We start from the raw sequence: 12034 nt of genomic DNA, 5'->3' as shown, positions 1-12034 counted from the left end.
CGCCCCGACAGCATGGCCGCGGGTTTACAATGTGGGATCATGACGAGTCAGCCCACATCTCAAAACTCAGACACCCTGCCCATCCTGCAGGTTGCGGTGCCCGTGCCTCTGCCTGGCTGTTTTGATTATCTGGCCCTAGCCGATGCGCCAGTACCGGTGGTAGGTGCACGTGTTCGAGTGATGTTTGGTCGGCGCAAGCTGGTAGGCATGGTGATGACTCATGGACGTGGCAGTGAGCTGCCACAAAGTCGCATCAAGCCGATACTCGAGGTTTTAGACTCAAGCCCGCTGATCGATGCTTCTTTGCTCGGACTTTTGCAATGGGCAGCTGACTACTACCAGTATCCTTTGGGGGAAGTCATTGCCAGCGCCTTACCCAAAACCCTGCGCCAAGGTCAGCCCGCTGAATTAAAACCGCGTCATCGTGGCCTACCAGCGCCATGCGAAAGCTTAGGGTCTGGGCCGGCCCTCAATGCCGAGCAACAGCAGGCCGTGGCTGCCGTGAGCAGCCATTGGGGGCGGTTTCAGGGGTTTTTGCTCGAGGGCATTACCGGCAGTGGTAAGACGGAGGTGTACCTGCATCTGGCTCAAGCAGCACTCGCGCAGGGTAAACAGGTGCTGGTCTTGGTGCCAGAGATTGCTTTGACTCCCCAGCTGGTGGCGCGGTTTCGTGAGCGCCTGCCGACGCCAGTGGCGGTTATGCATTCAGCGCTCAGTGATGGCGATCGCCATTGTGCCTGGCTATTGGCACGCAGTGGGGAAGCGGGTGTGATTATCGGCACCCGCTCGGCCGTGTTTGTTCCTTGGGCCCGGCCCGGCTTGATTATTGTGGATGAAGAACACGATCCCTCACTGAAACAGCACGAGGGCTTTCGCTATCATGCCCGTGATCTGGCCATGCTGCGTGGGCATAGAGAATCAGTGCCCGTTTTATTGGGCTCAGCCACACCGTCGTTAGAGTCTTTGGCCAATGTCCAGCGTGGCCAATATCAACGCGTGCGGCTGCCGGCTCGTGCCGGTGGCGCGGAACTGCCGCGTATCGAGCTACTGGATTTGCGCCGCCGCTTTTTGGATGAGGGTTTGGCGGAGCCTTTGTTGGAACGCATGCAAAAGCATCTGCAGCAACAGGGGCAAGTGCTGCTGTTTCTCAATCGCCGCGGTTTTGCGCCGGCGCTGCTGTGTCATGACTGTGGCTGGGTGGCCGATTGTCGCCGCTGTGATGCACGCATGACCTGGCATGCACGCGCAGCGCGTCTGCGCTGTCACCATTGTGGTTATGAGTGCTCGCCGCCGCCTCGCTGCCCGGCTTGTGATAGTGCTTTAGCGCCACAAGGCGAGGGTACGCAACGCATCGAAGCGGCCCTACAACGACATTTTCCGGATTATCCCGTGGTACGCATTGATCGTGACAGCACGTCCCGTAAAGGTTCCTTAGAGGATGCGTTGGCGGAGATACGCAGCGGCCATTACCGGATTTTGGTGGGCACGCAAATGCTCGCCAAGGGGCATGATTTTCCGGATGTCACCTTGGCTGCCGTGTTGGACGCCGATCAAGGTTTATTCAGCAGCGATTTTCGCGCGATTGAGCGTTTGGCGCAGACCATCGTGCAAGTCGCTGGTCGTGCCGGTCGGGGTGAACGGCGTGGGGAGGTGATGGTACAAACCCATCAGCCCGATCATCCCTTGCTGCGCAGTTTGATTGCCGGTGGTTATGCTCGCTTTGCCGAAGTCCTGCTGGAGGAGCGCCGCATGGCGCAGCTTCCCCCCTATGCTAGCTTGGCGTTGTTGCGCGCCGAAGCGACTGAGGCGCACTGGCCTCAGGCATTTTTATCAGAAGCCTATCAGTTGTTGGCGGCTCAGGGTGATGCGCGGGTGCAGCTCTGGGGCCCTGCTCCTGCGCCCATGGAGCGCCGCGCTGGCCGCTATCGAGCGCAGCTCTTGATCCAAGCTGAGCAGCGTGCGCCTTTACAGGCCGTGTTGCGCCAATGTTTGCCGCAACTGGGGACTTTAGAGACGGCGCGCCGTGTTCGTTGGTCGCTGGATGTCGACCCGGCAGACCTGCACTAGCAGGCCGCCGGACCCCACTTAGCCAATCTCTTTGATGGCGCTGATCAGATCGCTGGCGGCTTTCTGACCATCGGCATACAACATACGCGTGTTGTCGGCGTAGAACAGATGGTTTTCCACTCCGGAGAAGCCGGCACCCTTGCCACGTTTAATGACGATGACGTTTTTGGCTTCATCGGCATTGAGAATGGGCATGCCATAAATGGGGCTTTCTGGATTGCTGCGAGCCACCGGATTGACCACATCATTGGCGCCAATGACTATCGCCACATCGGCCGTCTTGAACTCATTATTGATTTCATCGAGGTCATAGATGATGTCGTAAGGCACACCAGCTTCCGCCAGCAGGACATTCATGTGCCCGGGCATGCGACCCGCCACTGGATGAATCGCAAACTTCACGGCGACGCCGCGTTCCTGGAGTAGCTGTGTGAGTTCCCAAATCTTGTGCTGCGCCTGAGCCACCGCCATGCCATAACCCGGAATAATGATCACTTTGTCGGCAAAGGCCATCATCACACCGGCATCGGAGGCTTCGATCTCTTTCATCGAGCCGCTGACTTCTTCCTCAGCGCCGGTGCCAGAGCCCTCACCGAAGTGCGAGAACAACACATTGGTGATAGGGCGGTTCATGGCTTTGGCCATCAGCTGGGTCAGCAGCGTACCGGCAGCGCCCACCACAATCCCAGCAATCATCAGTGCCGCATTATCCAGCACCAAGCCTTTGAGGCCCACAGCCAGTCCGGTCAGGGCGTTGTACAAAGAGATCACCACCGGCATATCCGCACCGCCGATCGGTAAGGTCATGAGAACACCAAACAACAGGGCCAAGGCAACAAACAGCAGCAGGATAGTGCCGTTGACATTGGCTCCTGAGAACCAGACGACCAGGCCCAATACGACGGTGGCTGCCAAGACGCCTAGATTGACCTTTTGCTGCATGTCAAAGCGGAAGGATTTCTTGATCAAGCCTTGCAGCTTGCCGTAAGCGATTAGTGAGCCGGAGAAAGCCACAGCGCCGATGATAATACCGACCACCGCGATGAATTGGATGGTCCAACCCAAGGGGTAGCTGCCCATTAATGCGACAATGCCGATGCCGGCCGCGGCGCCACCGCCCATGCCGTTATAGAGTGCGATCATTTGTGGCATGTCGGTCATGGCCACCCGCTTACCGGTGTACCAAGCCAGTCCACCGCCAATGCCAATGCCCAAGATAATCAGCAGGTAATTCACAAAGCCAATGACATCGGGATGCAGGAAGGTCACTGCGGTGGCCAACACCATGCCATAGCCGGCCCAGATAATGCCGCGTCGCGCCGTCACCGGCGAGGCCATCTGTTTCAGACCGATAATGAAAAGAACAGCAGCCGCAAAATAGGCCAGATTAACGATAAAGCTCATTATTTGGCCCCCTTGCTGGATTTGAACATTTCAAGCATGCGTTCGGTGACCACATAGCCGCCCACGGCATTACCCGCGGCGAGAATCACGGCGATAAAGCCAATCAACTGTTGCATGCCGGTCTCAGCATGTCCCAGAGCCACCATGGTGCCCACCAAGACAATGCCATGCACGAAGTTGGAGCCCGACATCAGCGGCGTGTGCAAAATCACCGGCACCTTGGAAATCACCTCGTAGCCGGTGAAGGCGGCGAGCATAAAAATGTAGAGTGCAACAAAACCCTCGATCATGACTGGGCTCCTTCAATCAGACTGCGCGTGGCTTCATGCTTGATCTGGCCCTCATGGGTCAGACAGCTCTTGGCGATCACTTCATCCTCCCAATCCAGCGCTAAAGCACCTTCCTTGATCACGGGAGTGAGAAAATTCAGCAGGTTTTTGGCATACATCTCGCTGGCATGCAGAGCCACTTGGCTGGGCACATTGAGTGGGCCGTGAATCACCACATGGCCATGGGTAATGGTCTTGCCCGGCTGGGTAAGTTCGCAGTTGCCACCGCCTTCGGCAGCCAGATCAATAATTACCGCGCCGGGCTTCATACCATCCACCATGCTTTGGGGGATTAGCTTGGGCGCATCGCGTCCCGGAATAGCGGCGGTGGTGATCAACACATCGGCCTGACCGATGTATTTGGCCAGCGCATCTTGTTGCTGTTGTTTTTCTTCAGCCGTCAGTTCGCGCGCATATCCACCTTCACCTTCAGCAGAAACGCCCAAATCCAAAAACTTTGCGCCCAGGGACTCCACCTGCTCCTTGGTGGCTGAGCGTACGTCATAGGCTTCGACCATGGCACCCAAGCGTCGCGCTGTGGCAATGGCTTGCAGCCCCGCGACCCCAGCGCCGATCACAATGACTTTGGATGGGCGAATGGTTCCCGCTGCAGTGGTCAACATTGGGAAGAAGCGGCAGGCCAGATCCGCACCCATGATGGCGGCCTTATAGCCGCCGATGGCTGCCTGTGAGGACAGGGCGTCCATGCTTTGGGCGCGCGAGATACGCGGTACCAGTTCCATGGCGAAGGCGGTGATCTTCTTGGCTTGCAGCGCCTTGACCATATCGACGTTCTTGTGGGCATGGAAAAAGCCCAGCAGCACCGCGCCCTCACGCATTTTTTTCACTTCATCCGCACTGGGCGGAGCGACCTTGACGACGATGTCGGCCTCACCGAACAAGGATTTGGCATCATTGACGATGCGCGCATCAGCGTAAGCACTGTCAGAAAACTGCGCGGCACTACCGGCCTCTTTTTCCAGCAGAACCTCTAGGCCCATTTTGGCGAAGCGGGCGCACACTGAGGGATCGAGGGCGACACGTTTCTCGCCCGGCGCATGCTCTTTCGGGACAGCAATCTTTATTGGCATTCACAGACTCCAGGGGTGCACAGCGGCGAAATTGAACGCAGGCGTTGAAAAGCGGTCCATATTAACCGACTTTGGCTAGGCTTAAAACGTCTGCACAGGTTTGCCTTAGCGTTGCTTTCATCGCGCAAATGCGGCACATTCTTTGCGAGTCCTTGACCTCAGGAGGTTTTAGGGTGTACGAAATTACCCAGCAGGTACTCCGTACTGACGCCTCGGGCATGCCGATGGAGTGGATCAACTACCAGCAGGCGGTGCGACTCTACCATGCCGGCCAGGTCGCTTACACCTGCGGAACCTTGCTGTACCGCCTGCGTGGCGGTGTCAACGCCCGCAGCGGTCTGCGCAGCGAGGTTGAGGTTAACAGCATTATCGCCACGTACGGCACCAACCGCGCCCTCCACCACGCCTACACCCCGCCCCTTAATAATCCCGCTCTATTCAAACGCGATGCGCATCTATGCCTGTATTGCGGCAATCCGTTTCACCACCATGAGCTGTCTCGCGACCACGTCACGCCGATCAGCCAAGGTGGCAATGATGAGTGGGCGAATGTGGTCACCGCTTGTAAGCGCTGCAACAATCACAAAGCCGGGCGTACGCCCGAACAGGCCCATATGCAGCTGCTGGCCGTGCCTTTCGTGCCGACGCATGCGGAATACATTTATCTGCAGGGTCGACGCGTTCTGGCCGATCAAATGGAGTTCCTGCAGGCGCATTTCCCGCGCTCTAGCCCCTTGCGCACCCGTTTAAAGCAATAATTTTTTCCTTCAATGACAGCAAAAGCTGGCCTAAAGCGCCCGGTCAGTTTACAGTCACGCCTTTTAAGCTGATTTCAAAACCACAGAATATGAATTATCTCGGAGAGCCAGACTATCGTCACGGGACACCTCAGACCCTCGGTATTCTGGTAACCAATCTTGGCACACCGGACGCGCCGACCCGCTCGGCCCTGCGGCGCTATCTGAAACAGTTCCTGTGGGATCCGCGCGTTGTGGACGCCCCGCGACCGCTATGGTGGGTCATACTTAACGGCATTATTCTCAACACCCGACCGCAAAAAAGCGCGGCCAAGTATGCCTCTATTTGGTGGGAAGAGGGCTCGCCCCTTCTGGTCATTACAAAGCGCCAGCAAGAGGGCTTACAAGAGCGTCTGAGCGCCAGTGTGCCTGGCCCGGTTAAGGTGGCCATTGCCATGCGCTATGGCAACCCCTCGATAGCTGCGGGTTTAGACGAACTTCGTCGAGCTGGCGCACGTCGCATTCTGATTCTGCCCATGTATCCGCAGTATGCTGCCTCAACCACGGCATCGACGTTCGATGAGGTCACCAATACGCTGCGTCAATGGCGTTGGGTACCTGAGGTACGCTTCGTGATGAGCTACCACACGGATCCGCATTACATCCAGTCGGTGGCCAACAGTATTCGTGAGTATTGGGCCGAACATGGCGAAGCTGATCATCTATTGTTTTCATTTCATGGGATCCCGCAAAAGTATCTGGAAGAGGGTGATCCCTACCATTGTTTCTGTCGTGCCACGGCGCGCTTGGTCACCGAAAAACTAGGGATGGCCAATGACTCAGATCGCTGGTCTGTGTGCTTTCAATCGCGCTTTGGCAAGGCGCAGTGGCTTACCCCTTATACCCAAGAGACCATTAAGGGCCTGCCTGCCAAGGGCGTGAAAAGCCTGCATGTGGTTTGTCCGGGCTTCTCAGCTGATTGCTTGGAGACCCTAGAAGAAATCGCCGATGAGGGTGAGGAGGATTTTCTGCATGCCGGTGGCGAGAAGTTCGGCTACATTCCTGCGCTGAACGCCCGTGATGACCACATGGATGCCGTGGCCGCTGTCATCCAGCAACATATTCAAGGCTGGCCCGAGGCCCAGTCGGACTATGACGGAGAGTCGCTGCGCCAAGAGGGCGAGCGGGCGCGCGAGCGGGCGCTGGCTATCGGCTCGAAGAACTGAGCGCTGCTCTAATGCGCGTCGGTGCCGTCATCATTGGTGATGAGTTGCTCTCCGGCAAGCGTCAAGATCGGCATATGGCTTTTCTTATTGATGCGCTTGACGCGCGCGGTATGGAATTGTCGTTCGTGCATTTTGTTGGCGATGATCCCGAGCTTCTAACGCAAACTTTCGTGTCGACCATGGCGAGCCGTTCCGTGGTGCTGAGCTTTGGCGGTATCGGCGCCACCCCCGATGATCGAACCCGTCAATGTCTCGCCATGGCCGCCGGCGCAAGCTTGGAGCAACATCCTGAGGCCGCAGCCATTCTTGAGCGCCGCTTCGGTGAAGAGGCTTATCCACACCGCATTCGCATGACCGAGTTTCCTCAAGGGGCCACCCTCATCCCTAACCCAGTCAATGAAATCCCCGGCTTTAGTTACGCACATCATCATTGTGTGCCGGGTTTTCCGAATATGGCCTGGCCAATGATTGAATGGGTCTTGGATACCCTCTACCCACATTTACATCATGCGGCCCCGCAAATAGAGCAACGCGTGCTGATCGAAAACACCCCCGAGTCAGAGCTTATTCCAGTGATGGAGTCGATTACTGCTGCTTACCCCGCGCTTCGGGTCTCCAGTTTGCCCTCGGGCAAGCCCGGGTGTCGTGAGGTGGAGTTAGGGTTAAGAGGCGCGGCTACAGAGGTGGCAGAAGCGATGGAAGAGCTCATGCATGCGCTCAGTGCTCTAGGAGTCGCCTGGAAAGAGTTGGATTGAGTGGGGCGCCCTGCGGCGAACTTGATTATTGCTTTTTAAGCAATAAATTTTTGCAGATTAACGCATTTTTTGCGTTGATTGACCAAGCTAACCTAGGCGTTGCTTGTTGATTGATCTGCGGAGGCGTGGAGAGTAATGGAATTGCGTTTGGCTAATGATCGGGGGCTGGCTGAGCATGGATGGCTGAGCTCGCGCCACAGCTTCTCTTTCGGGCGCTATTACGATCCAGAACACATGGGCTTTTCGGATCTGCGTGTCATTAATGACGACTACGTGCAACCTGCCTGCGGCTTTGACATGCATGGCCACCGCGACATGGAGATTTTTACCTATGTGCATCTGGCTCGCGGAGCACTGTGCATTAATGAACACACTCTGCATGCTGGGGACGCGCTTAAATTACGCTATCCTGAGCATTTGGAAATCAGTCAGGGGCAAGACGCTGAACTATTGGTGTTTGATTTGCGGCCGGAGGCCTAGATGCAGTTGAGCCGGCGCCTCGTGGTGCCGGTCAGCCTGTTGGCCATACTGCCTCCCTTATTTTGGGCGGGCAATTTTGTTTTGGCGCGTGCCATGCACGCTGAGATTTCACCCGCGGCCCTGTCTTTTTGGCGCTGGAGCCTGGCGCTGTTGGTGATTCTGCCCTTTGTGTACAAGGCGATGTGGACCCAGCGCGCCCTGATCCGGCAGCACTGGGCGGTACTGACGCTGTTCGCGGTGTTGGGGATCACCAATTACAACACCTTTGCCTATTTCGGCCTGCAGACCTCTCCGGCAACCAATGGTGTTTTGCTGGCCTCAGCCATCCCGCTGATTATTCTCGCCCTATCGTTTCTGATTTTTCAAGTGCGCCTGAGTCGCCTTCAGCTTTTAGGGATTGTGTTGTCATTAGCGGGGGTGCTGGTGATCCTCACCGAGGGCAGGCCGACGCTGCTCACCGATATGACTTGGAATCGCGGCGATTTGTGGCTGTTGGCCGCCAGTCTTGATTGGGCTTTGTATTCGGTTTTTCTACGTTGGCGCCCCGCCGATATCAGTCCCGGGGCTTTTTTGGGAGCGATCATCGCCATCGGCGTGATTCCTTTAATTCCCTTGTACGCGGTTGATGTCTTGTGGTGGGGAAATCGCCTGGCCATGAACGCGGCCAATATTAGCGTCATCGCCTATGTGGCTGTTTTTCCTTCGGTCCTGGCTTACGTTTTTTGGAATCGCGCGGTGCAAGAGTTGGGCCCCAATCGCACTGGGCAGTATATCCACCTCATGCCGCTCTTTGGCGCGGCGATGGCGATTATTTTTCTGGGGGAGCGCCTGCAACCGTTTCATGGTATTGGCGCCCTGCTAATTGCGACCGGCATCATGCTCGCCAGTTTTTTGAGGACGAAAAACACCTAGACAAAAAAACGGCGCCCCGAAGGACGCCGCCGGTACTGCCTGTGAAGCTTAATTACCGATGCAGATCGAAGCGATCGGCGTTCATCACCTTGGTCCAAGCGGCAACAAAGTCTTTCACAAACTTCTCTTTGTTGTCGTCTTGGGCGTAGACCTCAGCGTAGGAACGCAGAATCGAGTTGGAACCAAACACCAGATCCGCGCGAGTGGCGGTCCATTTGGTTTGCCCGCTCTTACGATCGACGATTTCATACTGATTCGTGCCAGCCGGCTTCCAGGAGTAAGCCATGTCGGTCAGATTCACGAAGAAATCGTTGGACAGCACACCGACCTTGTCGGTGAATACGCCGTGCTTGGAGCCGCCGTGGTTGGTTCCCAAAACGCGCATGCCACCAATCAACACGGTCATCTCCGGGGCGGTCAGGCCCATCAACTGGGCGCGATCCAACAGCATTTCCTCAGGCTGCACCACATAGTCTTGCTTCTGCCAGTTGCGGAAGCCATCGTGCAGCGGCTCTAGCACTTCAAAAGACTCGACATCCGTCATTTCCTGGGTAGCATCACCACGACCCGGAGCAAACGGCACGGTGACCTGAACGCCAGCGTCATGAGCGGCTTTCTCAACTGCAGCAGTGCCGCCTAGAACGATCAAGTCAGCCATACTCACGGACTTGGACAAGCCAGCCTTGATGCCTTCCAGGGCAGACAGCACTTTGCTCAGGCGAGCAGGCTCGTTGCCTTCCCAATCTTTCTGCGGCGCCAAACGGATGCGTGCACCATTGGCTCCACCCCGATTGTCGGAGCCGCGGAAAGTACGGGCGCTGTCCCAAGCAGTGGCCACCAGCTCAGACACGCTCAAACCCGTTGCCAGGATCTTGGCTTTGATGTCGGCAATTTCCGCATCACTGAGCGTGTAGTCAACGCTGGGAACCGGGTCTTGCCAGATCAGATCTTCTTGCGGGACATCCGGGCCCAAGTAACGCACTTTTGGCCCCATATCGCGGTGGGTCAGCTTGAACCAAGCGCGGGCAAAGACTTCCTGGAAGTATTCCGGATCCTTGTAGAACCGCTCAGAAATCTTGCGGTACTCAGGGTCCTTGATCATCGCCATATCGGCATCCGTCATGATCGGGTTGTACCGAATGGACGGGTCTTCAACATCCACCGGCTTATCTTCTTCCTTGATGTTGGTGGGTTCCCACTGCCAAGCACCGGCCGGGCTCTTCTTCAGTTCCCACTCATGCTCAAACAACATTTTGAAGTAGCCGTTGTCAAATTTGGTGGGATGCGTGGTCCAAGCACCTTCAATGCCGCTGGTGACAGCGTTGCGACCAACGCCACGGCCAGATTTGGCATTCCAGCCAAAGCCTTGCTCATGGATATCAGCACCTTCCGGGCTTTCACCCAAATTGGCGGCATCACCGTTGCCGTGGCACTTGCCGACCGTGTGGCCACCGGCGGTCAGCGCAACAGTTTCTTCATCATTCATGGCCATGCGAGCAAAGGTAATGCGCACATCATGGGCCGTCTTCAGCGGATCAGGCTGGCCGTCCACGCCTTCAGGGTTCACATAGATCAAACCCATCATCACGGCAGCCAGCGGGTTTGCGAGATCACGCTCGCCTGAGTAACGAGAGCCTTCACTGCCCGAGGGAGCGAGCCATTCTTTTTCCGAACCCCAGTAGATGTCTTTCTCTGGGTGCCAGATATCGGCGCGACCGCCGCCAAACCCAAAGGTCTTCAGACCCATGGACTCATAGGCGATATTGCCGGCCAAAACCATCAGGTCAGCCCAAGAGAGCTTATTGCCGTATTTTTTCTTAATGGGCCACAACAAGCGACGTGCTTTATCGAGGTTGGTGTTGTCGGGCCAGCTGTTGAGCGGAGCAAACCGCTGGTTACCTGTACCAGCACCGCCACGGCCATCGGCGATACGGTAGGTCCCTGCGACGTGCCAAGCCATGCGGATCATCAAACCGCCATAGTGACCCCAGTCTGCCGGCCACCACTCTTGGCTATCGGTCATCAGCGCATGCAGGTCTTTTTTCACCGCTTCTAGGTCCAGCTTCTTAAATTCTTCAGCGTAATCAAAGTCTTCACCCAGCGGATCGGTCTTGGCGTCGTGTTGATGCAAGATGTCGAGGTTCAGCGCATTGGGCCACCAATCCATCTTCGCAGTGCTCATGGAAGTTTGGGCACCATGCATCACAGGGCATTTGCCGGAAGAAGTCTGTTCGCTCATAGGGTCGTGTTCCTCTGTATGGGGTTTGAATAAACGTCCCCTACTTTAGACTTTGTCTAAATCGGTGTCAAAGCGTTACCGAGGATTTGACGTCCAGAACACACGGTTTAGCGCAGCTGCTCTGCCCAAGCGAACACGGTCGCCAAAGCATCCCACGAGTGCTCGCAAATTAGCGTGCCCGAACCCTGCGATACGCGCGGGTTTTGTAACTGCCCTTCCCATCGGGTATCGCGGATATGGTTAAGAACGACTTGCTGCCCATGCAAACCCATCGTCGTTTGAAATCGCTTCTCACGAATCAGTGCGTTTTGCGACAGAGCGCCTTCAAAACGCCATACTCCGTCATCAGACTCCAACACATCCAGACGGGTGTGGGTACTAAATAAGAGCTGGCTATTTTCTTGGACGTCGACACTCAGGCGCCCGCAAGACGTAAAAGAGTATCGAATATCTACTTGGCTGACCTGTCCGTGCTCGGGATTAGTGAGTTCACAGGACATTAAGCCCTCTGCGGTTTCGGCCTGTGCACCTACCGCAAAGGCGCATAGCGCTGCGGCCAATACGATCCATGCGGCTGCTCTGACTTTGGAAGATCGCTTCATGAGAGCCAGCATACGCTAACTCGATCGCGGTTTCTTGCGCTTGCAAGCTTCGGAGCAATACTTAACGCTTTCCCAGTTTTTGGCCCACGACTTTCGCCAAGTCATGGTGCGGCCGCAAACCACGCAGGGTTTGCTCGGTAGATAGCTTTTGTTGCCGCGAAATGACACCTGCTTTAGTCGCCTGTCATCTTC

The 12034-nt window shown here is 56.3% G+C and carries 12 protein-coding genes; 6 read left to right on the top strand and 6 right to left on the bottom strand.

Features of this window, described 5'->3' with window-relative positions; translation table 11 throughout:
• Positions 1–39 precede the first annotated feature (39 nt).
• A complete protein-coding gene (locus tag CKX93_RS03760) occupies positions 40–2067 on the top strand; it encodes a primosomal protein N' (protein ID WP_076755907.1) in 2028 nt (675 codons plus the stop codon).
• Between the two features lie 18 nt (positions 2068–2085).
• On the opposite strand, the gene CKX93_RS03755 is transcribed toward CKX93_RS03760, so the two are convergent.
• From CKX93_RS03755 to CKX93_RS03745, 3 genes are read right to left on the bottom strand one after another with little or no spacing between them, the layout of a single operon-like run.
• The gene (locus tag CKX93_RS03755) at positions 2086–3471 is read right to left on the bottom strand and encodes an NAD(P)(+) transhydrogenase (Re/Si-specific) subunit beta (RefSeq protein ID WP_076755377.1); all 1386 of its coding nucleotides are present in this window, start codon (positions 3469–3471) and stop codon (positions 2086–2088) included.
• Positions 3471–3761, bottom strand: coding sequence for an NAD(P) transhydrogenase subunit alpha part 2 (locus CKX93_RS03750; RefSeq protein ID WP_076755376.1), 291 nt, complete (start codon positions 3759–3761; stop codon positions 3471–3473). Before CKX93_RS03750 ends, CKX93_RS03755 begins: the two co-directional genes overlap by 1 nt.
• Entirely contained in the window at positions 3758–4891 is a 1134-nt protein-coding gene (locus tag CKX93_RS03745) for a Re/Si-specific NAD(P)(+) transhydrogenase subunit alpha (protein WP_076755375.1), read from the bottom strand. Before CKX93_RS03745 ends, CKX93_RS03750 begins: the two co-directional genes overlap by 4 nt.
• A gap of 218 nt (positions 4892–5109) precedes the next feature.
• Here CKX93_RS03745 and CKX93_RS03740 point away from each other — a divergent pair, with 218 nt between their 5' ends.
• From CKX93_RS03740 to CKX93_RS03715, 5 genes are all read left to right on the top strand, one after another.
• Positions 5110–5649 (top strand): HNH endonuclease, encoded by a 540-nt coding sequence (locus CKX93_RS03740; protein WP_076755906.1) that lies wholly within the window; start codon positions 5110–5112, stop codon positions 5647–5649.
• An 89-nt stretch (positions 5650–5738) separates the two neighbouring features.
• Complete coding sequence (gene hemH / locus CKX93_RS03735) at positions 5739–6854, top strand: ferrochelatase (protein ID WP_076755374.1); 1116 nt, start codon at positions 5739–5741, stop codon at positions 6852–6854.
• Between the two features lie 11 nt (positions 6855–6865).
• Positions 6866–7609 (top strand): competence/damage-inducible protein A, encoded by a 744-nt coding sequence (locus tag CKX93_RS03730; protein WP_076755373.1) that lies wholly within the window; start codon positions 6866–6868, stop codon positions 7607–7609.
• Positions 7610–7744: 135 nt separating this feature from the next.
• Positions 7745–8089 (top strand): pirin family protein, encoded by a 345-nt coding sequence (locus tag CKX93_RS09535; RefSeq protein WP_084178648.1) that lies wholly within the window; start codon positions 7745–7747, stop codon positions 8087–8089.
• Positions 8090–9001 (top strand): DMT family transporter, encoded by a 912-nt coding sequence (locus CKX93_RS03715; protein WP_076755372.1) that lies wholly within the window; start codon positions 8090–8092, stop codon positions 8999–9001.
• A 52-nt stretch (positions 9002–9053) separates the two neighbouring features.
• On the opposite strand, the gene katG is transcribed toward CKX93_RS03715, so the two are convergent.
• From katG to CKX93_RS09530, 3 genes are all read right to left on the bottom strand, one after another.
• Entirely contained in the window at positions 9054–11240 is a 2187-nt protein-coding gene (gene katG, locus CKX93_RS03710; RefSeq protein ID WP_076755371.1) for a catalase/peroxidase HPI, read from the bottom strand.
• Between the two features lie 107 nt (positions 11241–11347).
• A complete protein-coding gene (locus CKX93_RS03705) occupies positions 11348–11842 on the bottom strand; it encodes a hypothetical protein (protein WP_143339924.1) in 495 nt (164 codons plus the stop codon).
• 15 nt (positions 11843–11857) lie between these two features.
• Positions 11858–12010, bottom strand: a complete 153-nt coding sequence (locus CKX93_RS09530) for a DUF2256 domain-containing protein (RefSeq protein WP_076755369.1) — start codon at positions 12008–12010, stop codon at positions 11858–11860.
• Positions 12011–12034 lie beyond the last annotated feature (24 nt).

The sequence above is a fragment of the Ectothiorhodosinus mongolicus genome (assembly GCF_022406875.1).
GTDB classification, from domain to species: domain Bacteria; phylum Pseudomonadota; class Gammaproteobacteria; order Ectothiorhodospirales; family Ectothiorhodospiraceae; genus Ectothiorhodospira; species Ectothiorhodospira mongolica.
The sequence above is the reverse complement of the archived record's forward strand: the minus strand, read 5'-3'. Positions and strand labels throughout refer to the sequence as shown.